Source organism: Pseudarthrobacter sp. alpha12b (assembly GCF_054130495.1).
Window position 1 is genome coordinate 2,891,007 of the sequence record NZ_CP196746.1, and the last position, 22,443, is coordinate 2,913,449.

Consider the following 22,443-nt stretch of genomic DNA (forward strand, 5'->3'; position numbering starts at 1 on the left):
CACCGGCGGTTACTGTGAACCGAAAAGGAACTCCTTGGCGTGCGCCACTGCCTTGCGGAAGGCGTCATTGCGCAACGTCACCATGTGCTCCGAGTCGCCGTCGGACGGTTCCAGGTAACCGGTGTACCCGGGCCGCAGGACCCAGATGTCCCCCGCCGGCGGCAGGTAGAACACCCCGAAGGAACGCTGCTGCCTCTCGTCCGCCGTCCAGACCGGGACCACCGCCAGGGCAGCGCCGGTGGACGGGTTGATCCACTGCGCCCGCGGCAGCGGCTGCTCGTGTGCCTCGGGGTCCAGGAAGGGTGCCGTTCCCGGACCCCAGCGCTGCTCAAAGCGCTCGTGGAATGCAGGAATGAGATGTGAATCGTAGCGCCGCCAGTCGCTCATGCAGCTTTCAGCCTCCTTGGATGAATGGCACTGCCTTGATGGATGGGCCCAGGTTCAGGTCCAGGGCCCGCTTTCCCACCGCACCGGAGTGATGCGAATGGCAGGTCCGGACGGTCCACCGTGGCTGCGGACTTTCCGGACCGGAATGATGGTGGGGGCTGCTGCCGCCAGCTGCCTGTCGTAGTGGGCGCGGCGCCCGGGGTCGCGCAGGACGTCGAACGCCTGCATGATTCGGAGGAGTTCGTCGCCCTGGGCGGGGCTCCCCGTCCTTGCGGATTGGTTCCCTGTGGCCTGGTAGTCCCCGTGCGCGTGCCCGCCGTCCATGTCCGGATGATGGCTGCGCATGAGGGCCCGGTACGCATGGGAGATCTGTTGCCGGGTGGCATCCCGGCCTACCCCCAGGATGGTGTAGTAATTGGGGACATCGGTCATTCCAGCCTCCTGTTCCGCCTCCGCCCCAGTCCGAACGGGCAGGGGCATTCGCGCAAAAGCCTGGCCCTAAGTGCCGACCTGCTGCATCCCGCCCTGCTGGGTCTGGATCTCGATCTTGCGCGGCTTGGCTTGTTCAGCCACCGGAATCCGCAGGGTCAGGACTCCCTGGTCGTAGCTGGCCTCGATCTTCCCGGTATCCAGGGTGTCGCCAAGGATCAACTGGCGGCTGAACACGCCGCGGGGACGCTCGGAGGCAACGAGCTCCACATTGGGCTGCGCGGGGTCCTGGCGCTCGGCCCTCACGGTCAGGACGTTCCGTTCGATATTCAGGTCCAGTGAATCCACCTTCACGCCGGGAAGGTCGAACGCCACCACGAACTCACCGTCCTCCTGCCAGGCATCCATAGGCATTGCAGCCGGACGGGCGGCGGTGCCAAAGACCTGCTGCGTGAGCCGGTCCAGCTCACGGAACGGGTCAGTACGCATTAACATCATTTCCCACTCCTTCAGCATCCAAGTGTTGGATCTACGCCTATCCATCGCCAACTAATCTATGGTGGTGAATATAGATTTTTTATAGCACTCGTGGGAAACTGAAGCAAGACACGGGCCGGGGCGATTTTCGGGAGTAAGAATGGCAGATCCTGCTGCGGGACGGGGCGCACGCTCCCCCGGTTCACGGGCCCTGTACGCCATTTCGGTGGCCGCGGAGCTGACGGGAACCGGGCAGCAGAACATCAGGCTCTACGAGACCAAGGGGCTGCTGACGCCGGTGCGGACAGCGGGCGGAACGCGCCAGTACAGTGACGACGACATTGCCGTGCTGCTGCGGATCGGCCAGCTCCTTGACGAGGGGCTGAACCTGGCAGGCGTTGCCAAGGTCCTGGAGCTTGAGGCGGCAAATGTGGAACTCCACCGGGCATTGAAGCGCGCCAGGTCCCGGCAGCAGTGAGATAGTCTCTTCCCGGCCCGTGTCCGGGGAGGTTTCACTCCCGGGCGGATTCTTCCCTGGACAGCTCTCCTGTGACCGGTTCGCCCGGGATCCTCGCCGTCCGCCAGGTATCCAGTGCAATGACTCCGCCAAGGATGAGCAGCGACAGGGAGAACGATGCAAGGGTATCCGTGGGCCAGTGGTAGCCCAGGTAGAGGCGGCTGGCGATGGCAAGGACGATCCCGATCCCGGCCCCAATGAAGCCGAAGACCGCTGCCCGCGGGTTCCGCCGCCGGGAGAAGATCAGGTAGGCGCCCACCAGCAGGAAGTCGCAGGCTCCCAGGACGTGCCCGGACGGGTACGAAAAGGTCTGGTCCGCACCGAACAGCATCTGGTCAACGGGGGGGCGCGAGCGCTGGACGATGTGCAGGATGATCTGCGAGATGATCACCCCGGTCAGCATCGCGGACGCCAGCAGGATGGGGCGCCAGGCATGTTTGGCTGCAAATCCCCAGATCAGGATCACCACCAGCACGATGATGGGCAGGGCAATGGGGCCGAAGAACACGGCCAGGAAAATCATGATGGCAGTCGCTGCCCCTGAACGCGTTGTCAGCAGCCAGTCATGCACAGGGTGGTCGGCAACGGAAAGTCCGTCGGCCTGCAGCACGCTGATCAGCGTGGCAACAAAGAGTGCCAGCCCCACCACGGCCAGGATGACCGATGCCCGGTAAAGGCGGCGCCGGTCGGCAGGGTCGATGTAGCGCTCCTCCACCACGAACTTTTCATGGAAGGTGTGCCACCTTCCGGAGTTTTTTTCCGTGACTGCGGAACCTGCTGATTCATGTGCCAATGTGCTGCCCGTCCCTGCGCCCTGTTGAATGCACGCCGTACGTGCGTGCTGTGTGGAATGCCTAGGCTGAAGATTATCCCGCTGAAAGGCCATTCACTCCATCACGCAGCCCGGGGCGCCCACCCCGGGCGCCCCTCCCCGTCCGGATTCCAGGCGGCTAGAACGAGCCGGTGGTGAACTGCCAGCTCCGGCCGGTGAGCGGATTGCCGGCCAGGTCGCGGATCCCGGCGGCCCCTCCCGTCAGGGTGACTGTGTACCGGGTCTTGGCGGCCAGGGGCTCCTGGGGATCGAGGATCCACTGGTTGGTGGTGCCGTTGCGGTAGACGGATGCGGCCACCACAGCGCCGGTGGCAGCGTTCTTCAGCGTGAAGGTGGCGGTGCCGGCGCCCTGGACTGCTTCGCTGAAGGTGGCGCTGACGTTGCTGCTCCTGCGGACCAGGAGCGCGCTGCTGCCCGGGCTGTAGTTGGTGACGGTGGGCGCGGGGCCGGTGGTGAACGTCCAGCTGGTGGTGGCCAGCGGTGTGCCTGCAGCGTCCCGGATGGCTGAGGTTCCACCTGTCAGGGTGGCCGTGTAGGTCGCGTCGGCAGCGAGGTTTGCTGCCGGGTCAAGGGTGGCCGTCCTGGTGGTGGTGTTGTACGTAACGCTGGCGGCGATGGTGGCCCCCGCGGCGTTCCTGAGCGCGAAGGTGCCGGCGGACACGCCCTGGACGGCGGTGCTGAAGGTGGCCGTCACGTTGGTGCCCACTGCAACTGCCGCGGCCTTGGCGGCCGGTGAAATCGAGGCGACAGGCGGGGCAGGAGCGGGCGCAGGAGCAGCCACCGCCCCCGTGTACAGGAGGCGGTTCGGTGTTCCGGTGGTGGCGCCGGTGATCACTCCGGGTGTGGCGTTGGCAACCAGCTCCGCGGACACGTCGGCCGGTGCCAGGGCGGGGTTCTGCGACAGCAGCAAGGCGGCGGCACCGGCGGTGTGCGGAGCCGCCATGGAAGTTCCGGACATGGATGCGGTGGCCGTGGTGGAGGTGTAGTAGTCGGAGGTGATGCCGACGCCGGGGGCGTACAAGTCCACGCAGGATCCAAAGTTGGAGAACGATGCCTGCTTGTCGGCGGAGTCGCTGGCTGCCACCGTGACGGCTCCGGGGACGCGGGCAGGTGAACCCGTGCAGGCGTCCGCAGCGGAATTGCCTGCGGCCACCACGGTGGTGACGCCGTCTGCCAGGACCGCCTGGATGGCGTTGTCCACCGTGGTGCTGGCCGCGCCGCCCAGGCTGAGGTTGGCTACTGCGGGTGTCCCGGCTGCATGGTTCGCGGCGATCCAGTCCAGGCCGGCCACCACGTCCGAGTTGTAGCCCGACCCGCTGCAGTCCAGCACCCTGACCGGCACCAGGGTGGCGCTCTTGGCGACGCCGTACGTGGACCCGGCCACCGTTCCGGCCACGTGGGTGCCGTGGCCGTTGCAGTCAGTGGTGCCCTTGCCGTCTGCCACGGCGGTCCAGCCCGCCGCCACCCGGCCGCCGAAGTCGGTGTGCGAGGCCAGGATGCCGGTGTCCACCACGTATGCGGTCACGCCGGCGCCGGCGCCGGTCCACGAGTAGGTACCGGAGAGCGGCAGGGATCTTTGGTCGGCCCGGTCCAGGCCCCAAGGTGCGGGCTGTTCGGTCCCGGAAAGCTTGACGGGGGCGTCCGGCTCCACGGACAGGACCTTCGCGGACCTGGCAAGGGCTGCGGCCTGGGCGGGGTTGGCGGTGACGACCGCGCCGCGGACCGCGTGCTCAAAAGTGCGGCCGACGGCGAGGCCCTGGCCGCGCAGGCCGGACACCTCGGCGGCGAGGTCGGCAGAGGGGGCGTACTGGACGATGTAGCGGCCTGAGCCGGCAACAGGTGCAGGCGCAGCGGCAGCGGGCAGGGACGCCGCGGAAAGGGCGACGGCGGCGAGCAGCGCCGTGAGGGCAGGCAGCAGGAAGGGGCGGGTACGAATTTTGGGGTCCTTGTGGTGGCAGGGCCCACTCCCCGGCACGCGGAATCCGCCGCAGGAACAGGCAAAAGATGGCTGTACCAAAAGGATAGGAGCCGGAAGCGCACGGCTTCCGGCTCCTTGGATGATCCTGTGCCAACCCTTGGCGGTTGCTGCGGACCGGGGATTATCCCTGGCTTTCTCCAGTGCTGGAGCCGACTGATGCGTGGTTCCGCCAACTGTGCTCGGGCTCGTATCCCAGCAGGCGCCGCGCCTTGTCGATGGACAGCATCGTTTCGTGCTCGCCCAGTTCCTTGGTGACCTTGACGCCGGGAAACACCTCAGCTGCAAGGCTGGCGCTTGACCGGTTCATGACTGTGTCCGCGTTGGCGATGATGAAGGCCTCGAACCCTGGCTTGGCGTTCTCCAATGCCTTGACCACGGCCTGCGCACCGTCCCTGCCGTCGATGTAGCCCCACAGGTTCCACTTCCGCAGCGTCGCGTCGGCATCGAAGGAAGGGAATTTGGCGTAATCGGCCTCGTCCATGACGTTGGAGAACCGCAGGCCCGTGATGCTCAATTCCGGGTCCCACCGCGTCATTTCCACCGCCATCTGCTCCTCCAGGGTCTTCACCAGTGAGTAGGTGCTTTCCGGCCGCGGCGGGTATTCCTCGTCCACCGGGATGTAGGGCGGGTCGACGTCGAACGGCAGCCCCAGCACCGTCTCGCTGGAGGCGTACACCACCTTCTTGATGCCGGCCCGGCGTGCGCCCTGGAAGACGTTGTAGGTGGACAGCATGTTGTTCTCGAACGTGGCCGCGTCCGGAAGGATGCCCGGGGCGGGGATGGCACCCAGGTGCACCACGGCGTCGAACCCGTCATGCCGGTCATCCACGCCCAGCAGCGCGTCCACCACCTGGCCGTAGTTGCGCAGGTCCACCACCAGCAGTTCCGGGCTGCGGGCACCCGCGCGGTCCAGGGTGAGGACCTGGTGGCCGTCGTCGGTGAGCCGGCGCACCACGTGCCGCCCCAGTTTTCCACTTCCGCCTGTAACGGCAATTCTCATCAGTGTTTCCTTCTGTTGGAGTGCGTTCACCGTGCGGTGTTTCGGTCAGGACGGGGGCCGCGGGGCTGCGAGGAACCGTTCGACGGCGGCGATCGCCGATGCGGTTATCCCGCCCGGATCGCCGCTGCCGTTGACGGACACCAGAATGCCCCGGCCCGCGTACACCGAGACTACTTCATGCGTCTGCTGATGGTAGAGGTCCAGCCGGCGCCGGAAGACGTCGATGGTGTCGTCGGTGCGCCCCTGTTCCAAAGCACGCCGCTGCATCCGCTCCTCAAGTTCTGCATCCGGCGCCTGCAGTTCGATGACGGCGTCCAGCTCATGGCCCTGGGCAGCGAGCATGCTGTCCAGTTCCGTTGCCTGCGGCGCAGTGCGCGGATAGCCGTCCAGCAGGAACCCATGCCTCGCATCACCTTCCAGGAGCCGGTCTTTCACTAGTTCATTGGTGAGGTGGTCCGGCACGAAATGGCCGTCGTCCAGGTACCGGGCGGCCTGGTTCCCCAGGTCCGTCTTCCGGCTGACGTTGTTCCGGAAGATGTCGCCGGTGGAAACGGCAGGGACGCCGAAGTGGCGGGCCAGGTGTTCGGCCTGCGTTCCCTTGCCGGAGCCCGGTGGGCCGATGATGAGAAGCCTGGTCATATCCCTGTCCTTCCGCGGCGGCGAGCCGTTGGGTTGCCACCCTGCCCGGCGGCGGGGACCCAGAGTCGACGGGCCGGCGGAGGCAGTACCGGCTCCCGCTTCATTGTGCCGGTTGGCCCCTGTCTGGCGCCAGCAAACGGCGGTACGGGCCGGCGGATTTGGGCTCCGCCCTGCGCGGAATGTATATACTCTGGATATCGGTTTAGCAGCAGGCCGTTGGAAAGTTCGTCGATCCAGCGACCATCACCGGCTCCCCGCCCAGTTGCGGGGCGTTTGTGTGTTGTTGCCGGCTCGTTTTGACCTGAGCGAATGGCACCAAGAACCCGTGGCCAGCGAGTCAACAGCAAAAACCGATACATCTATTACCGAGCACCTGCATGAACTGGTCCTTGACAGCTCCGACGTTGAGGAGTTCCTCAACGAACTTGCACAGGTGTCCGCCCGCAACCTTTCCGAGCCCGGCGACGAGATGCTGTGCGCCATCACCTTGCTCCGGCAGCGGAAGACCGCCACTGTAGCCAGCAGCAGCCCGGAGGCAAAGACCATCGGACGGCTTGAGCACAGGTTCGCCGAGACGCCCGGGCAAACAGCCTCCACAGCACAGGAGATTGTCCACGTTACGGACATCACCATGGACGGCCGCTGGCCGGAATACTCAACCGCCGTGATTGCCCAGGGCGTGCGCTCGGTTGCGGCGCTTCCGTTCCGGCTTGAAGGGGAAACCAAGGCAGCCCTGCTGCTGTATTCCCGCCGTGCCCGCCGCTTCGAAGGCCGCGTGCTGGAGTTCGCCGAGGATTTCGTCAGCCAGACTTCGCTGGCACTGCGGCTTGCGGTGCGCTTTGCGCACTACAGCGAAACGGCCGCGAACCTCCGTGCCACGCTGGAGTCCCGTACGGTGATCGATATGGCGGTGGGCATCATCATGGCCCAGAACCGCTGCAGCCAGCAGGACGCCTTCGACATCCTGAGGACAGCTTCGAGCACGCGCAACTCCAAGCTGCATGATGTGGCTGCCGCTGTGGTCAATTCGCTGGGCCAGGGCCCTGCGCGTACACACTACGACGGCTAGGGCGGCGGTCCCCAACAGTGTCTTCTGCCCCCGGTAGACTGGTGCCAACTTTTCGCCGGGGGGCTTGATGAAACGTGTTTGCCTTGTCGTGGAAGATGACGACGATATCCGCGGCCTGATCGGGGTGATCCTGTCGCGTGCAGGCTTTGAGGTCAGGACCGCGGGAACAGGCGCGGACGCCATCGCCGCCGCGGCTGATCCCGCCATCGCCCTGGTCACCCTGGACCTTGGCCTTCCCGACATGGACGGGCACGTGGTGGCCCGCGCCATCCGCGCCCTCAGCGCCGCACCCTTGCTGTTCCTGACGGCCCGCTCCGAGGAGGACGACGTACTGGCCGGCATGGCGTCAGGGGCTGCCGGCTACCTCACCAAGCCTTTCCATCCGAAGGAACTGAAAGACCTCGCCGTTCAGCTCTGCCCCGCGGCTGTTTCAGCAGAGCCGCACATAGCGGGCGAATCCTGCGGGTGACCCCCCGGTTTCCTGCCGCGTCCGACGGCGGCACGCGCCGCCGTCGGAAGCGTGTTTTTCCTACCTCGAAAGGAAGCCGAGCAGTGCCTCGTTGACCTCTGCGGCGTGCGTCCACAGCAGGCCGTGCGGGGCACCCTCGATTTCCACGTACTGAGCGCTTGGCAGCGCCTTGGCGAACAAGCGGCCGGTGGAGTCGATGGGCAGGATGTTGTCGGCGGTGCCGTGGACGATCAGGGCCGGAACATCGATCTTGGTGATGTCCTGGCGGAAGTCCGTGAGCCAGGTGGGCTGGGCGGCGACCAAGGCCGTGGCCCCCGCTCCGGCGGCCACGTTCCAGCTGGCGTTGACGGCTTCCTGGCTGAGGCGGGGGGTGCCCAGGAAGGTGTCGGAGTTATAGAAGTTCTTGAAAAAGTTGCCCAGGAACGCGTAGGGGTCGGCCGTTACCGCTTCCTTGAGGCCGTCGAACACGTCCTGCGGGACGCCATCGGGGTTGTCATCGGTCTTGAGCAGGAACGGTTCCAGGGACCCGAGGAACGCGGCGCGGGCCACCCGGGCGGAGCCGTAGGTGCCAAGGTAGCGGCCCACCTCGCCGGTGCCCATGGAGAAGCCCACCAACACCACGTCGTTCAGGTCCAGGGTGGTGAGCAGGGTGTTGAGGTCAGCGGCGAAGGTGTCGTAGTCGTAGCCCTCGGCGGGCTTGCTGGACTTGCCGAAGCCGCGGCGGTCATAGGTGATGACGCGGTACCCGGCGGCCAAAAGGGCCACGGTCTGCTTTTCCCAGGATGATCCGTCCAGGGGGTAACCATGGATCAGCACAACAGGCTGGCCGGAGCCGTGGTCCTCATAGTAGAGCTCGATGTCAGTGCTGTTCTCAGTACCTACGGTGATGAAAGCCATGGAGGCAAATTCCTTTCGAGACTGATCTGATCGGAGCGGTCCGGCGGAGCGCCAGGCCCTGCACCTCTTACTTTAGGACGCGCGCCTCCACCCCAGCACACGTTATTTGACGACGGCGGCACCCACCAGGGTGCACTGCGGCGGAAGCTATGACACTATATGCGCATGAATGCAGATAAGAATGCTTGCTCCCTGGGAGCGGACAGCCAGTACGTGGAGTTGGCCGTGGAAGTCTTCGCCATGCTGGCGGATGCCACCAGGGTGCGGATCATCCTGGCGCTCCGCGACGGGGAAATGGCCGTGGGGGCCCTGGCCGACGTGGTGGGCAAGTCCCCCGCGGCAGTGTCCCAGCACCTGGCCAAGATGCGCCTGGCACGGATGGTGTCCACGCGGCAGGACGGAACGCGGGTGCTGTACCGGCTGGAGAACGAGCACGCACGGCAGCTTGTGGCCGATGCCATCTTCCAGGCCGAGCATGCCCTTGGCGGAGAGCCGGCCCACCACCGAGTCACCAACCACCCTGCGCAAAGGAGTGCCTCATGAGCGGGCCGCACCAGGAGTCAACGCACACGCACGGACACCCCCACGCGGAGGGGCATGGCGGGCACCACCATGACCATGATCATGACCACCCGCACGGCCACGAGCACGGACGTCCGCATGACCACGACCACGGTCATGACCATGGCCACCATCACCATTCCGGTTTCAAGGGCTGGCTGATCGAGCTGTTCGTTCCGCACACGCATGACGCCGCCGATTCCATTGACGACGCCATGGAGGCCAGCACCGAGGGCATCCGGGCGCTGAAGATCAGCATGTTCGTCCTGCTGGCCACCACGGTGCTGCAGTTCCTGGTGGTCCTGTTCAGCAGTTCGGTGGCACTTCTGGCGGACACCATCCACAACTTTTCCGACGCGCTCACAGCGGTGCCCCTGTGGGTTGCCTTCATCCTGGGGCGGAGGGCGGCCACCCGCCGGTACACCTACGGCTACGGCAGGGCAGAGGACCTGGCCGGCCTGTTTATCGTGGCCGTGGTGGCCCTCTCCGCCGTCGTGGCCGGCTGGCAGTCAGTGGACCGGCTGATCCATCCCCAGCCGCTGCAGAACCTGGGCTGGGTCATGGCCGCGGGTCTGATCGGCTTCGCCGGAAACGAAGCCGTGGCAATGTACCGCATCCGGGTTGGACGCAGGATCGGGTCTGCGGCGCTGGTGGCGGACGGTGTGCATGCCCGGACGGACGGCTTCACCTCGCTGGCCGTGGTAATCGGCGCCATCGGCGTCATGCTCGGCTTTCCGCTGGCGGACCCGATCGTTGGGCTCATCATCTCCGCAGCCATCATGGTGCTGCTGTGGGGCACCATCCGGAGCATCGGGCGGCGGCTCATGGACGGCATTGAACCGGAACTGGTCTCCCGTGCCCAGGCGGCGCTGGAGGAGACGCCGGGCGTCCTGGCAGTCCAACACCTGCAGCTGCGGTGGTCGGGCCACCGGTTGCAGGGTTCGGCACGCATCGAACTGGCCAACATGGAGTTGTCGCAGGCGGAGGAGATCCTTGACCGCGCCGACCACCGGCTGCGGCATGCCCTGCCCAAGCTGGACCATATGCTCCTGGCTCCCGGCACCCGGCGGTAACCGGCGCCCAACGCAGAAGTGACCCGGCGGGCATAGGCCGCCGGGTCACTTCTCGCTTAAAGCCCTCCGGCTTAGGCCCGGGCAGCTTTTCCGGGCAGTGCCAGCTTGAAGACCTTGGCCCAGGACGAACCCACCTGCTTCAGCAGCGGCCCGGTGGTGTACTTCAGGCCGTAGCGCTGGCAGATCTCGCGGACCTTGGGTGCCACCTCGGCGTACCGGTTCGAAGGCAGGTCCGGGAAGAGGTGGTGCTCAATTTGGTGGGAGAGGTTGCCAGTCATGAGGTGCATGAATTTGGAGCCCGAGATGTTGGCCGAACCGATCATCTGGCGCACGTACCAGTCGCCGCGGGTCTCGCCGTCCACCATCTCCTCCGTGAAGGTGTCGGTGCCTTCCGGGAAATGGCCGCAGAAGATCACCGCATGGGCCCAGACGTTGCGGATGGCGTTGGCTGCGATGGTGCCGAAAAGGGCCTGCTTCGCCGAGCCGGTCAGCATGGCCAGGGCGGGGGTCGCGGCGTAGTCCTTGGTGAACTGGGTGACGACCTTCTTGCCCAGGGCCTTGAGGTCCTTGAGCAGGGCTTCCTTGGACTTGGTACCTTCCTTGTACTCGGTCAGTTCGAGGTCGTAGATGGCAATGCCCCACTCGAAGACCGGTGCCAGGATGGCGTTGAAGAGTGGATTGGCCAGGTTGATGGGCTTCCACGGCTGCTGCTCATCCATGCGCAGGAGGTTGTATCCGACGTCGTTGTCCTTGCCCACCACGTTGGTCCACCGGTGGTGCAGGTCGTTGTGGGTGTGCTGCCAGGACCTCGACGGGGTGACGAAGTCCCACTCCCAGGTGGTGGAGTGAATGTCCGGGTCCCGCATCCAGTCCCACTGGCCGTGCAGGATGTTGTGGCCCAGTTCCATGTTTTCCAGGATCTTGGCCAGGCTGAGCAGCGTGGTGCCCGTGACCCAGGCAGCCTTGTTCTTGCTGACCAGGAGGGCGGCGCGTCCGGACAGTTCCAGGCCGCGCTGGATCTTGATCATCCGGCGGATGTAGGCGGCGTCTTCAGCGCCACGCTTGCCCAGGATCTCGTCCCGGATGGCGTCGAGCTCACGGCCCAGCTCCGCCACTTGTTCGTCGGTGAGGTGGGCGGCAGCCGGCGGGCGGACGCTGGGGCTTCCCGACTCTGCCAGCTTTCCGGGGCGCGTCCTGGAGGTGCCGGCGTTGGCGCCTGCGGCGGCTGTGGTTTTTGCGGGTGAGATGACAGTCATATGGTGCTGCTCCTCAGAGTTCGAGGTTGACGGGTCCGGCGGCTGCCGAGACACACGTTTGGATCAGTTGGCCGGGTTCACCGTGGATTTCACCGGTGCGGAGGTCGCGGACCTGCCCTGCCAGCAGCGGGGTGAGGCAGCTGTGGCAGATACCCATGCGGCATCCGCTGGGCATCAGCACCCCGGCGTCCTCGCCGATGTCCAGGATGGGGGTGTCGCCGTCGGCCTCCACTTCCCGGTCCGAGGCTTCGAAGGTGACCAGGCCGCCGTCGTGCCCCACCCCGGCGTTGAATGTGGTGTTGAACCGTTCGATCATCAGGTTCCCGGCGTCTCCGGCCACGGCAACGTCGGTCCCGGGGGCGCGCGTGGTCAGGGCTGCCCGCTTCCACAACGCCTCGGCGTCATCCAGGAAACTGTCCGGGCCGCAGGCGTAGGCTGCCCGTTCCTTCCAGTCGGGGCAGATTTCGTCCAGTTCCCTGGTGCTGGAGAAGTCCATCCGGCCCTGCTCGCCGGTGTACCAGTGCGCCAGCCGGAAGTTGGGGAACTGGTCCGCGAGCTCCGCAAGTTCCTCACGGAACAGGCTGTCGCCGGGAGTGCGGGCCGAGTGGACCAGCACGACGTCGGCATCCGGACGCCGCGGCACAAGGGTACGGATCATGGACATCACCGGAGTGATGCCGCTGCCCGCGGTGACCATGAGAAGGGGGCGGGGATGCTCCGGCAGTACGAAGTCACCCTGTGGCGGGGCCAGGAACAGGACATCGCCGGGTTTGGTGGTGCGCACCAGGGTGCCGGAGACGGCGCCGACGTCGGTGACGGTGATGGCCGGGTCCTTGCCGGCGGGGGCGCTGAGCGAGTAGGAGCGCCAGTGGCGGACCCCATCGAGTTCGACGCCGATGCGGGCCCACTGCCCTGCAAGGTGGGCCTTCCAGCCGCGGCCGGGGCGGAAGAAGATGGTTGCCGACTGGGCGGTCTCCTGGACCACCCGGGTGACCACGCCTCTGAGCTGCCGGGCCGAGTAGACAGGGTTGAATAGCGAGAGGACGTCTTCTGGCGTCAAAGGCGTGGTGAGTACTGAAGCCGCCTGGGCCAGCTGTCGTAGCCGGATCATGCGTCTAAGCCTAGGGCGGCGCGAGCCATATTTCTCTCTCTCCGTCTTATGACCGTTCAGCAGTCACAGTGTAGTAAGGGCGCGAAGCCCCCACACCGCACTCTAAGAGTAACGGTTCGGTCTCGCAAAAAGTTCCCAGCGTCCTATCGGCTCCATCCCAGGGCCGGCGCCACGAACTGCGCAATGTTGCCCAGGAGCTTGGTGTTGAAGTCCACGCCCAGCTGGTTGGGGACGGTCAGCAGCAGCGTGTCGGCCGCCTGCACCGCGGCATCGGCTGCGAGCTGCTCCGCCAGGAGGTCCGGTGCGCCTACGTAGCTCTTGCCGAACCGGGAGGTCAGGCCGTCAATGACGCCCACCTGGTCGCGGCCGTCACGGAGGGCACTCCCGGCGAAGTAGTAGTTGTCCTCCTCATCCACGATGGGGAGGACGCTGCGGCTGACCGAAATCCTTGGCTGATGGGCATGGCCGGCTGCCTGCCACGAATCCCTGAACAGCTGGATCTGTTCCGCCTGGAGTTCGTGGAAAGGGACGCCCGTGTCCTCGGTCAGCAAGGTTGAGCTCATCAGGTTCATCCCCAGTTCCGCGGCCCAGATGGCGGTCTTCCGGGTGCCCGCACCCCACCAGATCCGTTCCGCCAGGCCCGGGGCCTGGGGCTGGATGGGGAGGAGCCCGGTGGCACCACCGGCGTAGCGGAGGTCGGCCTGGGCCATGCCCGCGCCGCTGATGGCTTTGCGGAAAACCTCGGTGTGCCGGCGGGCCATGTCGGCATCCGTCTCCCCTTCCCCGGGCACATAGCCGAAGGCGGAGGCGCCCTGGCGCGCCGGTTCGGGCGAACCGCGGCTGATGCCCAGCTGCAGCCTGCCGCCGCTGATCAGATCTGCAGCCGCGGCTTCCTCCGCCATATACAGCGGGTTTTCGTAGCGCATGTCGATCACGCCGGTGCCGATTTCGATGCGCCTGGTGCGGGCGGCGATGGCCGACAGGAGGGGGAAGGGCGACGCCTGCTGCCGGGCGAAGTGGTGGACCCGGAAGAACGCGCCGTCCACTCCGAGTTCTTCAGCGGCGACTGCAAGTTCGATGCCCTGGAGCAGGGCGTCCGCCGCCGTCCTGGTGCGGGAGCCCTGGCCGGGGCCCCAGTGGCCGAATGAAAGGAATCCGATACGTTCCATACCTCCCCCAACTGTCCGGCCAACAGCTGCATTCCCGGCTGGGATGATGGCTGCGTGGGTATTCCGGGCGAAACTGTCAATCTTGTCAAGACCATTGTGCTGTTCGTGCTGGCTGCTGCAGCTGAAATAGGGGGCGCCTGGCTCGTGTGGCAGGCCGTCCGCGAGGGCAGGGACTGGTGGTGGGCCGGTCTGGGCGTGGTGGCCCTGGGCGCCTACGGTTTCGTGGCCACGCTCCAGCCGGATGCCCATTTTGGCCGGATCCTGGCGGCCTACGGCGGAGTGTTCGTGGCCGGCTCCCTGGTATGGGGAATGGCCTTTGACGGCTTCCGCCCGGACCGGTGGGACATCGCCGGATCCCTGGTCTGCCTCCTGGGCGTTGCCGTGATCATGTTTGCACCGCGAAGCGGCGGATGAACAGCGGAGTGGAGCGTAAAACAGCAGGCCGTGGCTAAAATCTAGCCACAACGAAAGGCGGGCCCTGTGGAGCGGCTGGACTACTGCGTCATTGGCGGCGGAATCGTGGGGCTGGCAACGGCCTACCAGCTGCTCCAGAAGCAGCCGGGAGCCTCGCTGGTCCTGCTCGAGGCCGCGGCGACCCTTGCTTCACACCAAACCGGGCACAACAGCGGCGTGATCCATTCCGGGATCTACTACGCCCCGGACAGCCTTAAGGCCCGGTTCAGCAAGGCGGGGTCGCAACAGACCAAGGAGTTCTGCCGGGAGCACGGGATCAGGTACGCCGAGCCCGGCAAGCTGCTGGTAGCCACATCGGCCGTGGAGCTGGAGCGGCTCGATCGCCTGGAGGAACGCGCGGCCGTCCACGGGCTGGACTGCGAGCGCGTGGACCAGGCGGAACTCAACCGGCGGGAGCCCAACGTCTCAGGCCTGGGCGCGCTGTTCATTCCCAGCACCGGCATCGTGGACTACCGGGAAGTGGCGCGGAAGCTGGCCGGACTCATCTCCGCTGCCGGCGGCCGGGTCATCACCGGAGCCAAAGTGGACTCCATCGTGGAGCATTCCGACCGCGTGGAGGTTGGCATAGGCCATGCCCTGTATTCCTGCCGCCGCCTGGTGGCCTGTGCGGGCCTGCAGTCCGACCGCTTGGCGGAAATGGCCGGAATGGATATCGACGTCCAGATCATCCCTTTCCGCGGGGAGTATTTTGAGCTGCCGGAAAGCAAATCGGACTATGTCACCCACCTGATCTACCCCGTACCTGACCCGGAGCTTCCATTCCTGGGGGTGCACCTCACTCCCACCATCAACGGCAGCATCACCGTGGGACCCAACGCGGTGCTGGGCCTGGCCAGGGAGGGCTACCCCAAGTTCTCGGTGGACCTCAAGGACGTGGGCCGGTATCTGCGCTTTCCCGGACTGTGGCACGTGGCCAGGTCCAATACCGCCACTGCGGTGCGCGAAGTCCGGAACTCATTGTTCAAGGGAAGCTACCTGCAGGAATGCCGCAAATACGCCCCCGGCCTGGCCAAAGCGGACCTGCTGCCGTTCGAGGCAGGCATCCGGGCACAGGCGGTGCGCCGGGACGGCACACTCCTTCACGACTTTTTGCTGGCCGAGACGGACCGGATGATCCACGTGTTGAATGCCCCCTCCCCTGCTGCAACTGCCGCGCTGCCCATCGGGAACTACCTCGCCGGAAAAGCAATCTTCACCCGCGCCGGCTGATCACCAACCGCGGACGCTGCCGAGGAACCACAAGGCGCCCGTGCTGAAACCGAGTAGCCGGGATACCGGTGACGTGCTTGAGCCGGCCAAATCGGGTACCCGCTACTCGTTCGCCGGCCCTGCTCCCTTCGTAAGATCCGGCTACCGGGCGCGAAGTCCCGCGCCCGGGCATCACGATCAGAAAGGGATCCTGCTCTCGCCGCCTTGATCAAATCTTTCAGGTTCAGCCGCAGTTTTTTTGCTTTCCGCGTCAGGTTCGTCTCCGTCCGGCGATTACTTGGATATGGACCAGACGTCCAGGATCGCCAGTTCATATTGGAGGACTTCATGCCGTTCTTTACCGCATTCGTGACGAGCAAACTAGCGGCCGGGCTTGTGGCGGGCGCAACCATCGCCGCCGGCGGCGCGGCAACCGTGGCCTACACCACGGCACCTCCAGCTCCAGTGCTGCGGGGCGGTCAGGACGCCATTGCACCCCCGGCACCGGCGGCAGCACCCACGACGGCGGAGCAGCCAGATTATGCCCCCACGGGGAAGGAGAAGGCTGCCGAAGCACCGGGTCCGCATCCGGATGCAGCCCCAGTGGGCCCGGACGCCACCGGTCCAGCCGCATTCGGCCTTTGCACGGCGTTCACCGCCGGAGGGCTGGACTCAGGGTCAACGGCATACCAGGCCTTATCAGACGCGGCCAACGGCAGCGCGGGAATTGCCGCGTACTGCACGTCCGTTCCGGTTCCGGGCCAGTCAACCGGAAACCGCCCGAAAACCCCGGAGAAGCCGGGAGCCTCCGGCCCGTCGTCACCGAAGGAGACACCCTCCGCCCAGGCCGGCAAGGGACAAGCACACAAACCTGCCGCGGCAGGGAAACCCTAGAACCGGGGGCACAGGATGTCCTGGGGACCGGGAACGGATCCGAACACCGGCGGCTGGGTGGGAGCATTCCAGGGCGATCATGCGTCACTGTTTACCGCCGTTTACCGATCCCTGTCCGCTGCCGTCGCAGGCTACCTGCGGGCAGGAGGCGTGGAAGATTCCGATGCCGTTACCCACGATGTTTTCCTGGCGCTGTACCCGAGGCTGGTGTCGGTCCATGGCGGACAGGAGGGCTTGCGGGTCCTGGTCTTCTCCATCGCCCACGCGCGCCTGGTGGACCATCACCGGCGCCGCAGCAGGACAGCCGTCCCGATCGAGTACGACCCCGCACAAGACCACCGCCTCAGTGCGTCGGCTGAAGACCTCGTGGTGGACGGTGATGCCGAAGCGAACGCACTGGCAATGCTCGCAGGCCTCAGCGAGGACCACCGGGAAGTCCTTCGGCTGCGCATCATCGCGGAACTGTCCGTGAAGGATGTCGCAGCCATCATGCACAAATCACCGGCGGCCATTATGCAACTCCAGCACCGGGCGCTGGCCAGCCTCCGGAAACAGCTCAAGGTAAAAGAGGGGGTGCCGGGATGACCACAAGCCACACACCTCACGACGAACAAATCATCGAGGATCTGCTCCGTGAAACAAACAATGACGACGCACAGGACCTGAAAGCGGCGCTGCTGGACCTGCACCGCTTCGCGGAGGGGCCAACCGTGCTTCCCTCCGCCGGCCTGGCTGCCCTCATGGGGACAGCTCCGGCAAACATGGACGCGCTCCGGGAACGTAAGCGCCGCCGCACCGCACTTACGGCGCTGGCAGTGGCTGCGTGCATGGGCATCGGCACGGCGGCCGTCGCCGCGGCTGACCCAAACTTTCGCGGGAACGCCGAACAGGTCATCGCCTCCGTTGTGGAAGCGGTCACCCCGGGACATCCGGGAGAGCAGGGGCATCCCGGAGAACACGCACCCGGGCAGGGCCGTGACCCGGGTTCACCCCAGGCACCCGCGCACGTTCCGGACCTGCCCGCACCGGCACAAGGCACACCGGGCCGCTCCGGGGCTGAACCCGGACAACCGGCCGCCAATCCCGTCCCGGCACACAGGCCCGCGCAGCCAGGGCAGGACATTGGCGCTCCTGCCGGCAACGCAGCCCAACCCAAACCCAAAGCGCACTGAAAGGAGTCCCGGCATGGACAACCATGCGGAATACGAGTACATCACCGTCCCGGTGGACAATCGTCCACGGCAGCAGGCCAAGCAGCTGAAGAAACTGTCCAAAGAGGGCTGGCAAGTCCTGTCCGTCCGCCCCGGCACGATGTTTGCGGGCCTGAGCACGAACTCGCTGGCGCTCTGCAGGCGCGTCCTGGGCTGACAGCGGGAAGCTGAGAGCGGGGAAGCCGGAACCGGCCACGGCTAAACTGGCCCGGTGATCAACAGTGAGCAGCCGCCCGGGCCAACCGTCCCGCCGTCGCGCGGAAGAATGGCCGAACGGCTGCTGCCCGGCGGCGAGGAACCGGACCCGCGCTTCACCCTTGCCAACGAGCGCACCTTCCTGGCCTGGATCCGGACGTCGCTTGCGCTGCTGGCAGGTGGCATCGCCATCGAGGCGTTCACCTCCGGCCTCTTCATTGAGCCGGTCCGGAAAGGCCTGGCCGTCCTGTTGCTTCTGCTGGGCATGATGCTCAGCGGTGGTGCTGCGGTGCGGTGGCTCCGGGTGGAGCGGAGCATGCGCACCAAGGCCCCGCTGCCGCTGCCGCTCTTTGTGCCGCTATTGGCCGGGGCAGGCGCGCTGGCTGCCGCCGTCGTACTTGTCTTCATCCTCTGGCGCTGATCTGTGGCATCCCGCACCCCCCGCCCCCACGGCGATCCCGGCCTGCAGCCCGAGCGGACGGCCCTCGCATGGGGCCGGACCATGCTGGCGCTGGTGACCGCGAGCGCCTTCTTCCTACGCTGGCTCCCCACGTACGGGCCACCCATCCTGATGCTGCCGGTGGTTTCCGGTGGCGCAGCCCTCGCCATTTACCTCACGCAGCGCCGCCGGTACCAGGCCAGGTCCCACGGCCTTGCGGGCGAAAGCATCGAAGCCGACCTGCCCGCCGTGCTGTGGACCGCTTTCGCGGGAGTCGCCCTTGGATGCCTGGGCATCATGGTGGTCCTGGTCAGCTAGAACATCGGCAGGACGAAGCCGGCCAGCAGTGCCACCGTGCCGATCGCCGTCAGGCAGCGGCCCAGGACCGACGCCGTCCTGCCGGCTTCCTCCGGCGCGGTGGTCTGCCACTGCGTTGGGCGCTTGGGGTGGTAGTAGATGGGGAGGGTGTCCCCCACAGCCATGTCCCTGATGTCGTAAGGGGACATCGGCGCCTTGTGCACCTGGTGCTTCCGGTCGAACCAGCGGAACCCCACCCCGGTGGAATCCGAATACACCACGGCCTCGGCCACGTCCCAGGGGTGCACGAAGCGGCGGAGGAATCCGGTGTAGAAGAGCAGTCCCAGTCCGGCGGGCAGGCACAACCAGGTGAGCACTTCCAGGATGGGACCTGCCATATCGAGCGCAGTGGGCATGAAGTTGATGGTACAGCGCGGGGACTGGTGGCTTCAGCACCTGATCCGTACGCTGAAGGAGACCGGACCGGAGTAAGGGGAAGCCATGAATGATCAGGATATTTTGACGCACATCCAAGCCCTGGTGGAGGAGGAGCACTCGCTGCGCGAGGGCTCCGGAGACGGGCAGGCGCCAGACCAGGCGCGACTCAAGTACGTGGAAGAAAGCCTGGACCAGTGCTGGGACCTGCTGCGCCAGCGCCGGGCCAAGAAGGATTCCGGGGAAAACCCCAACGACGCCGAAGCCCGCCCCATCAGCGAGGTTGAGGGCTACAGGCAGTAATGCGTATTGCAGTAGCGCAGATCATCAGCAGTGCCGACACCGCCGCCAACCTGGAACTCATTTGGGAATATGCCTCCCAGGCCAAAAACGCCGGTGCGCAGCTGGTGGTCTTCCCGGAGGCCACCATGCGCGCCTTTGGCCATTCCCTGAAGGACATTGCCGAACCCGTTGATGGCCCGTGGGCCAGCGAGGTCCGCAGGATTGCCAATGAACTGGACATCACGGTGGTGGCCGGCATGTTCACTCCGGGGAAAGACGGCCGGGTCCGCAATACGTTGCTGGTCACCGGGCCCGGGGTGGAGGCGTCCTACGACAAGGTCCACCTTTTTGACGCCTTTGGCTTTACCGAATCCAAGACGGTTGATGCAGGGGAAGCGCCGGTGACTTTTGAGCTGGACGGGACCGTGTTCGGCCTGGCTACCTGCTACGACGTCCGCTTTCCGGACCTGTTCACGGCCAACGCCAACGCGGGCGCGCAGGTGAATATCGTGTGCGCTTCCTGGGGCGCCGGTGAAGGCAAGGCAGAACAGTGGGATCTGCTGGTGCGCGCCCGGGCGCTGGACAGCACCACGTTCGTGGTCGCCTGCGGACAGGGCGATCCCGAGACCGTTGGCGCCGGTCCCGCAGGCACGGCACCCACGGGAATCGGCCACAGCGCCGTCGTCACGCCCCTGGGTAAGGCGGTGGTGGCCCTTGGCGGGAAGCCTGAGCTCGCCGTGGTCGATATCGATCCCTCCGCCGTGGACGACGTACGGGCCAAACTGCCGGTGCTGGCCAACGCCCGCAGGTTCTGAGCTGGTGAGGTGCCGTTCATAGCTTCGAAACAGGCGGCAAGAGAGCGTACGACGGCGGGCCTCACCGGCCGCGGCCCGTTCCGGCCTGCGGTGGCGGGGAATTGGACGAGCGGGTGCGCGCGGACCCGGGCGCCGGAGGAGGCGCCGTTTACATGCCCGAAACATGGCTGATACGTGAACTTCACGCAGGACCGATTTGTGTAACGTGGCCGCAACTTTAAGCGGCATTGGCTGAAACACGCGACGCCAAGAATGGATCCCGGGGAAATGCCGCGGGGCCAAACGGGCCCGGCACCACGATCACGTTGCGAAGGGACCCACCGGTGGAAATCACTGCCCAACAAGTCTGGCTGATGATCTCGGCCGCAATGGTTCTGCTGATGACCCCCGGGCTTGGCCTGTTCTACGGCGGCATGACCCGCGCCAAGGCCGCCCTCAACATGATCATGATGAGCTTCATCTCGGCAGGCATTGTTGGCGTGGTCTGGGTCCTCTGGGGCTACTCGATGACCACCGGCAACGGCGTCCTGGGCCTCTTCGGCAATCCCTTCACCAGCTTCGGCCTGCAGAACCTCATGGGTTCACCGGACCTTCTCAAGGCCGGGTACAGCGCTACGTTCGCCATCATCACCGTTGCCCTGATCAGTGGCGCCATCGCAGACCGCGCCAAGTTCGGGGCCTGGGCCCTGTTCGTGCCTGTGTGGATCACGGTGATTTACTGCCCCCTCGCCTACATGATCTGGGGTGGCGGCCTGATGAGTGCAGGCGGCGCCGTCACGGATATTTTCGGACAGGTCATCGATTTCGCCGGCGGTGCCGTTGTGGAAATCAGTTCAGGAACGGCCGCCCTGGTCTTGGCCGTGATCGTTGGCCAGCGCCACGGCTTCGCGAAGGACCCCAACCACCGTCCCCACAACCTGCCCTTCATCATGCTCGGTGCGGCGATCCTGTGGTTCGGCTGGTTTGGCTTCAATGGCGGGGCCGCCACCAGCGTTGAACAGGCCGGCCTCATCTGGATCAACACCCTGGTGGCCCCTGCCGCGGCCATGCTGAGCTGGCTGGTCACGGAGAAGGTCCGCCACGGGCACCCCACCTCCCTGGGCGCCGCCTCCGGCGTTGTTGCGGGCCTGGTTGCGATTACCCCTTCCTGTGCCAACATCAGCCCTGTGGCAGCAATCGGCCTGGGCCTGGTGGCGGGAGCCGCATGCTGCGTGTTCGTGGACCTCAAGTACCGCTTCGGCCTTGATGACTCGCTGGATGTGGTGGGTGTGCACCTGGGTGCCGGCCTCATTGGCACCCTGTCGCTGGGCTTCATCGCCCTCCCCGTGAACGGCCAGGGCGGGGGCCTCTTCTACGGCGGCGGCGTCCAGCAGCTCATCGCCCAGACAGCCGCCGTCGTCATCACCCTGCTGTTGTCTGGCATCGGAACCGCGGTCATCGCCCGGATCATCAACAAGACGGTGGGCTTCCGCGTCAGCCACGAGGCCGAGACCGCCGGCGTGGACCTCTTCGAGCACGCGGAAACCGCCTACGCGTTCGGCGAGATCGGAGCGGGCTTCAATCCCCTGCGCCAGGCAGCGGCCCACATCCGCACCGCCGCAGCTCCCGCAGAGCGGCACGCCAAGGAAGACTCCTTCGCGTAGTTTCTAGTCCGCAAGGATCTTGTAGAGGGCGCGGCGCGTTTCGTCCATCTTTTCAACGGCGGCAGCGCGCTGTTCCTCCGTCACGCCGGTGCGGAACTGATGGATGGCACCCATGAGCTTGCCAATGCTTTGGTGGAAGTCCCTGTCCGCACTGTCCGGTTCAGCGTTCCAGGCGTTCTCCATTTCCTCAGCATGCTCCGCCACATAGGCCTTGCCGGCATCCGTGAGGGCAAACTCAGTCCCGCGGCCTTCACTGAGCGCCTCGATCAAGCCCTCATCCACCAACTGCTGGAGCGTGGGGTAGATGGATCCGGGGCTGGGCCGCCACATTCCGCCGGTCTTGGCGGCGATGGTCTTGATCAGTCCGTAACCATTGGACGGGGCCTCTGCCAGGAGCGAGAGGATGGCGGCGCGGACGTCGCCCCGGCTGGCCCTCCGGCCGCCGCGGCCGAAGCCCGGCCCGAACCCCGGACCAAAACCGGGACCGAATCCAGGCCCGAAACCGGGACCGAATCCGGGGCCAAAGCCGGGACCCCGGTGCCCGTGTGGCCCCCGATGGCCTCTCCCCCGCTCGAAGCGGCCCTTGCCGAACTCAGGGCCGGGATGTTTCTCGTCGAATATGCCTTTCATGGTGGCATCGTCCTTTCAATTTGAAGTACTCGCCTACTACTTCAGCGATAGTTAACGATATGTCGGTAACTATCGC

The 22,443-nt window shown here is 66.0% G+C and carries 29 protein-coding genes; 16 read left to right on the forward strand and 13 right to left on the reverse strand.

Annotation, left to right across the window (positions count from 1 at the left end; translation table 11 throughout):
* Positions 1 to 9 precede the first annotated feature (9 nt).
* The 3 genes from ACTAQI_RS13295 to ACTAQI_RS13305 form a co-directional block, all read right to left on the reverse strand.
* A complete protein-coding gene (locus tag ACTAQI_RS13295; RefSeq protein ID WP_457946478.1) occupies positions 10 to 387 on the reverse strand; it encodes a hypothetical protein in 378 nt (125 codons plus the stop codon).
* 54 nt (positions 388 to 441) lie between these two features.
* Complete coding sequence (locus ACTAQI_RS13300) at positions 442 to 819, reverse strand: J domain-containing protein (protein ID WP_457946480.1); 378 nt, start codon at positions 817 to 819, stop codon at positions 442 to 444.
* 66 nt (positions 820 to 885) lie between these two features.
* Positions 886 to 1,311, reverse strand: coding sequence for an Hsp20/alpha crystallin family protein (locus ACTAQI_RS13305; protein WP_457951057.1), 426 nt, complete (start codon positions 1,309 to 1,311; stop codon positions 886 to 888).
* Positions 1,312 to 1,453: 142 nt separating this feature from the next.
* Here ACTAQI_RS13305 and ACTAQI_RS13310 point away from each other — a divergent pair, with 142 nt between their 5' ends.
* Positions 1,454 to 1,771, forward strand: a complete 318-nt coding sequence (locus ACTAQI_RS13310) for a MerR family transcriptional regulator (RefSeq protein WP_457946482.1) — start codon at positions 1,454 to 1,456, stop codon at positions 1,769 to 1,771.
* A gap of 34 nt (positions 1,772 to 1,805) precedes the next feature.
* Here the strand turns inward: ACTAQI_RS13310 and ACTAQI_RS13315 are convergent, their stop codons facing one another.
* The 4 genes from ACTAQI_RS13315 to ACTAQI_RS13330 all read right to left on the reverse strand — a co-directional run bounded on the left by ACTAQI_RS13315 (position 1,806) and on the right by ACTAQI_RS13330 (position 6,259).
* Entirely contained in the window at positions 1,806 to 2,603 is a 798-nt protein-coding gene (locus ACTAQI_RS13315; protein ID WP_457946484.1) for a phosphatase PAP2 family protein, read from the reverse strand.
* Positions 2,604 to 2,760: 157 nt separating this feature from the next.
* The gene (locus ACTAQI_RS13320; protein WP_457946486.1) at positions 2,761 to 4,617 is read right to left on the reverse strand and encodes a S8 family serine peptidase; all 1,857 of its coding nucleotides are present in this window, start codon (positions 4,615 to 4,617) and stop codon (positions 2,761 to 2,763) included.
* A gap of 124 nt (positions 4,618 to 4,741) precedes the next feature.
* A complete protein-coding gene (locus ACTAQI_RS13325) occupies positions 4,742 to 5,620 on the reverse strand; it encodes an NAD-dependent epimerase/dehydratase family protein (protein WP_457946488.1) in 879 nt (292 codons plus the stop codon).
* Positions 5,621 to 5,665: 45 nt separating this feature from the next.
* Positions 5,666 to 6,259 (reverse strand): adenylate kinase, encoded by a 594-nt coding sequence (locus ACTAQI_RS13330; RefSeq protein ID WP_457946490.1) that lies wholly within the window; start codon positions 6,257 to 6,259, stop codon positions 5,666 to 5,668.
* Between the two features lie 325 nt (positions 6,260 to 6,584).
* On the opposite strand from ACTAQI_RS13330, the gene ACTAQI_RS13335 reads away from it, so the two are divergent.
* Both ACTAQI_RS13335 and ACTAQI_RS13340 read left to right on the forward strand, forming a co-directional pair.
* Complete coding sequence (locus ACTAQI_RS13335; RefSeq protein ID WP_457946491.1) at positions 6,585 to 7,328, forward strand: ANTAR domain-containing protein; 744 nt, start codon at positions 6,585 to 6,587, stop codon at positions 7,326 to 7,328.
* An 88-nt stretch (positions 7,329 to 7,416) separates the two neighbouring features.
* Positions 7,417 to 7,797, forward strand: a complete 381-nt coding sequence (locus ACTAQI_RS13340) for a response regulator transcription factor (RefSeq protein WP_457946492.1) — start codon at positions 7,417 to 7,419, stop codon at positions 7,795 to 7,797.
* A 60-nt stretch (positions 7,798 to 7,857) separates the two neighbouring features.
* On the opposite strand, the gene ACTAQI_RS13345 is transcribed toward ACTAQI_RS13340, so the two are convergent.
* Positions 7,858 to 8,694 (reverse strand): alpha/beta fold hydrolase, encoded by an 837-nt coding sequence (locus ACTAQI_RS13345; protein ID WP_457946494.1) that lies wholly within the window; start codon positions 8,692 to 8,694, stop codon positions 7,858 to 7,860.
* 165 nt (positions 8,695 to 8,859) lie between these two features.
* Between ACTAQI_RS13345 and ACTAQI_RS13350 the strand changes: the two genes are divergently transcribed.
* Together ACTAQI_RS13350 and ACTAQI_RS13355 are read left to right on the forward strand one after the other, a co-directional pair.
* The gene (locus tag ACTAQI_RS13350) at positions 8,860 to 9,237 is read left to right on the forward strand and encodes an ArsR/SmtB family transcription factor (protein ID WP_457946495.1); all 378 of its coding nucleotides are present in this window, start codon (positions 8,860 to 8,862) and stop codon (positions 9,235 to 9,237) included.
* Complete coding sequence (locus ACTAQI_RS13355; RefSeq protein ID WP_457946496.1) at positions 9,234 to 10,328, forward strand: cation diffusion facilitator family transporter; 1,095 nt, start codon at positions 9,234 to 9,236, stop codon at positions 10,326 to 10,328. Before ACTAQI_RS13350 ends, ACTAQI_RS13355 begins: the two co-directional genes overlap by 4 nt.
* Before the next feature lie 71 nt (positions 10,329 to 10,399).
* On the opposite strand, the gene ACTAQI_RS13360 is transcribed toward ACTAQI_RS13355, so the two are convergent.
* The 3 genes from ACTAQI_RS13360 to ACTAQI_RS13370 form a co-directional block, all read right to left on the reverse strand.
* The gene (locus ACTAQI_RS13360) at positions 10,400 to 11,584 is read right to left on the reverse strand and encodes a fatty acid desaturase family protein (RefSeq protein ID WP_457946497.1); all 1,185 of its coding nucleotides are present in this window, start codon (positions 11,582 to 11,584) and stop codon (positions 10,400 to 10,402) included.
* A gap of 13 nt (positions 11,585 to 11,597) precedes the next feature.
* The gene (locus ACTAQI_RS13365) at positions 11,598 to 12,695 is read right to left on the reverse strand and encodes a ferredoxin reductase (RefSeq protein WP_307423376.1); all 1,098 of its coding nucleotides are present in this window, start codon (positions 12,693 to 12,695) and stop codon (positions 11,598 to 11,600) included.
* A gap of 143 nt (positions 12,696 to 12,838) precedes the next feature.
* Positions 12,839 to 13,864 carry an LLM class flavin-dependent oxidoreductase gene (locus tag ACTAQI_RS13370; RefSeq protein WP_457946498.1) on the reverse strand — a complete coding sequence of 342 codons (1,026 nt, stop codon included), beginning with the start codon at positions 13,862 to 13,864 and terminating at the stop codon, positions 12,839 to 12,841.
* A gap of 54 nt (positions 13,865 to 13,918) precedes the next feature.
* Between ACTAQI_RS13370 and ACTAQI_RS13375 the strand changes: the two genes are divergently transcribed.
* The 8 genes from ACTAQI_RS13375 to ACTAQI_RS13410 all read left to right on the forward strand — a co-directional run bounded on the left by ACTAQI_RS13375 (position 13,919) and on the right by ACTAQI_RS13410 (position 18,583).
* Entirely contained in the window at positions 13,919 to 14,278 is a 360-nt protein-coding gene (locus ACTAQI_RS13375) for a YnfA family protein (RefSeq protein WP_457946499.1), read from the forward strand.
* A 66-nt stretch (positions 14,279 to 14,344) separates the two neighbouring features.
* A complete protein-coding gene (gene lhgO / locus ACTAQI_RS13380; RefSeq protein ID WP_457946500.1) occupies positions 14,345 to 15,547 on the forward strand; it encodes an L-2-hydroxyglutarate oxidase in 1,203 nt (400 codons plus the stop codon).
* A gap of 327 nt (positions 15,548 to 15,874) precedes the next feature.
* Positions 15,875 to 16,420: a hypothetical protein gene (locus ACTAQI_RS13385; RefSeq protein WP_457946502.1), complete on the forward strand. Its 546-nt coding sequence runs from the start codon at positions 15,875 to 15,877 to the stop codon at positions 16,418 to 16,420.
* Between the two features lie 15 nt (positions 16,421 to 16,435).
* Positions 16,436 to 17,005 carry an RNA polymerase sigma factor gene (locus tag ACTAQI_RS13390; protein ID WP_457946504.1) on the forward strand — a complete coding sequence of 190 codons (570 nt, stop codon included), beginning with the start codon at positions 16,436 to 16,438 and terminating at the stop codon, positions 17,003 to 17,005.
* The gene (locus ACTAQI_RS13395; protein ID WP_457946505.1) at positions 17,002 to 17,592 is read left to right on the forward strand and encodes a hypothetical protein; all 591 of its coding nucleotides are present in this window, start codon (positions 17,002 to 17,004) and stop codon (positions 17,590 to 17,592) included. The genes ACTAQI_RS13390 and ACTAQI_RS13395 overlap by 4 nt, the downstream gene beginning before the upstream one ends.
* Positions 17,593 to 17,605: 13 nt before the next feature.
* A complete protein-coding gene (locus ACTAQI_RS13400) occupies positions 17,606 to 17,788 on the forward strand; it encodes a hypothetical protein (protein WP_457946506.1) in 183 nt (60 codons plus the stop codon).
* A gap of 108 nt (positions 17,789 to 17,896) precedes the next feature.
* Positions 17,897 to 18,247 (forward strand): YidH family protein, encoded by a 351-nt coding sequence (locus ACTAQI_RS13405; protein ID WP_457951058.1) that lies wholly within the window; start codon positions 17,897 to 17,899, stop codon positions 18,245 to 18,247.
* Positions 18,248 to 18,250: 3 nt separating this feature from the next.
* Complete coding sequence (locus ACTAQI_RS13410) at positions 18,251 to 18,583, forward strand: DUF202 domain-containing protein (RefSeq protein WP_457946508.1); 333 nt, start codon at positions 18,251 to 18,253, stop codon at positions 18,581 to 18,583.
* On the opposite strand, the gene ACTAQI_RS13415 is transcribed toward ACTAQI_RS13410, so the two are convergent.
* The gene (locus ACTAQI_RS13415) at positions 18,580 to 18,978 is read right to left on the reverse strand and encodes a hypothetical protein (protein ID WP_457946509.1); all 399 of its coding nucleotides are present in this window, start codon (positions 18,976 to 18,978) and stop codon (positions 18,580 to 18,582) included. The two genes, ACTAQI_RS13410 and ACTAQI_RS13415, sit on opposite strands and share 4 nt — an antisense overlap.
* Positions 18,979 to 19,063: 85 nt before the next feature.
* Here ACTAQI_RS13415 and ACTAQI_RS13420 point away from each other — a divergent pair, with 85 nt between their 5' ends.
* The 3 genes from ACTAQI_RS13420 (at position 19,064) to ACTAQI_RS13430 (ending at position 21,737) form a co-directional block, all read left to right on the forward strand.
* A complete protein-coding gene (locus ACTAQI_RS13420) occupies positions 19,064 to 19,300 on the forward strand; it encodes a DUF2630 family protein (protein WP_141945842.1) in 237 nt (78 codons plus the stop codon).
* A complete protein-coding gene (locus ACTAQI_RS13425) occupies positions 19,300 to 20,094 on the forward strand; it encodes a carbon-nitrogen hydrolase family protein (RefSeq protein WP_457946510.1) in 795 nt (264 codons plus the stop codon). The genes ACTAQI_RS13420 and ACTAQI_RS13425 overlap by 1 nt, the downstream gene beginning before the upstream one ends.
* Positions 20,095 to 20,417: 323 nt before the next feature.
* The gene (locus ACTAQI_RS13430) at positions 20,418 to 21,737 is read left to right on the forward strand and encodes an ammonium transporter (protein WP_457946512.1); all 1,320 of its coding nucleotides are present in this window, start codon (positions 20,418 to 20,420) and stop codon (positions 21,735 to 21,737) included.
* A 3-nt stretch (positions 21,738 to 21,740) separates the two neighbouring features.
* Here ACTAQI_RS13430 and ACTAQI_RS13435 read toward each other — a convergent pair whose 3' ends face one another.
* Positions 21,741 to 22,367 (reverse strand): PadR family transcriptional regulator, encoded by a 627-nt coding sequence (locus ACTAQI_RS13435; protein WP_457946514.1) that lies wholly within the window; start codon positions 22,365 to 22,367, stop codon positions 21,741 to 21,743.
* Positions 22,368 to 22,443 lie beyond the last annotated feature (76 nt).

Coding starts and splice junctions, on each gene's coding strand:
- ACTAQI_RS13295 (WP_457946478.1), bottom strand. CDS start 387: ATGAGCGACTGGCGGCGCTACGATTCACATCTCATTCCTGCATTCCAC.
- ACTAQI_RS13300 (WP_457946480.1), bottom strand. CDS start 819: ATGACCGATGTCCCCAATTACTACACCATCCTGGGGGTAGGCCGGGAT.
- ACTAQI_RS13305 (WP_457951057.1), bottom strand. CDS start 1,311: ATGTTAATGCGTACTGACCCGTTCCGTGAGCTGGACCGGCTCACGCAG.
- ACTAQI_RS13310 (WP_457946482.1), top strand. CDS start 1,454: ATGGCAGATCCTGCTGCGGGACGGGGCGCACGCTCCCCCGGTTCACGG.
- ACTAQI_RS13325 (WP_457946488.1), bottom strand. CDS start 5,620: ATGAGAATTGCCGTTACAGGCGGAAGTGGAAAACTGGGGCGGCACGTG.
- ACTAQI_RS13330 (WP_457946490.1), bottom strand. CDS start 6,259: ATGACCAGGCTTCTCATCATCGGCCCACCGGGCTCCGGCAAGGGAACG.
- ACTAQI_RS13345 (WP_457946494.1), bottom strand. CDS start 8,694: ATGGCTTTCATCACCGTAGGTACTGAGAACAGCACTGACATCGAGCTC.
- ACTAQI_RS13350 (WP_457946495.1), top strand. CDS start 8,860: ATGAATGCAGATAAGAATGCTTGCTCCCTGGGAGCGGACAGCCAGTAC.
- ACTAQI_RS13355 (WP_457946496.1), top strand. CDS start 9,234: ATGAGCGGGCCGCACCAGGAGTCAACGCACACGCACGGACACCCCCAC.
- ACTAQI_RS13360 (WP_457946497.1), bottom strand. CDS start 11,584: ATGACTGTCATCTCACCCGCAAAAACCACAGCCGCCGCAGGCGCCAAC.
- ACTAQI_RS13365 (WP_307423376.1), bottom strand. CDS start 12,695: ATGATCCGGCTACGACAGCTGGCCCAGGCGGCTTCAGTACTCACCACG.
- ACTAQI_RS13370 (WP_457946498.1), bottom strand. CDS start 13,864: ATGGAACGTATCGGATTCCTTTCATTCGGCCACTGGGGCCCCGGCCAG.
- ACTAQI_RS13385 (WP_457946502.1), top strand. CDS start 15,875: ATGCCGTTCTTTACCGCATTCGTGACGAGCAAACTAGCGGCCGGGCTT.
- ACTAQI_RS13390 (WP_457946504.1), top strand. CDS start 16,436: ATGTCCTGGGGACCGGGAACGGATCCGAACACCGGCGGCTGGGTGGGA.
- ACTAQI_RS13395 (WP_457946505.1), top strand. CDS start 17,002: ATGACCACAAGCCACACACCTCACGACGAACAAATCATCGAGGATCTG.
- ACTAQI_RS13400 (WP_457946506.1), top strand. CDS start 17,606: ATGGACAACCATGCGGAATACGAGTACATCACCGTCCCGGTGGACAAT.
- ACTAQI_RS13405 (WP_457951058.1), top strand. CDS start 17,897: ATGGCCGAACGGCTGCTGCCCGGCGGCGAGGAACCGGACCCGCGCTTC.
- ACTAQI_RS13415 (WP_457946509.1), bottom strand. CDS start 18,978: ATGCCCACTGCGCTCGATATGGCAGGTCCCATCCTGGAAGTGCTCACC.
- ACTAQI_RS13420 (WP_141945842.1), top strand. CDS start 19,064: ATGAATGATCAGGATATTTTGACGCACATCCAAGCCCTGGTGGAGGAG.
- ACTAQI_RS13425 (WP_457946510.1), top strand. CDS start 19,300: ATGCGTATTGCAGTAGCGCAGATCATCAGCAGTGCCGACACCGCCGCC.
- ACTAQI_RS13435 (WP_457946514.1), bottom strand. CDS start 22,367: ATGAAAGGCATATTCGACGAGAAACATCCCGGCCCTGAGTTCGGCAAG.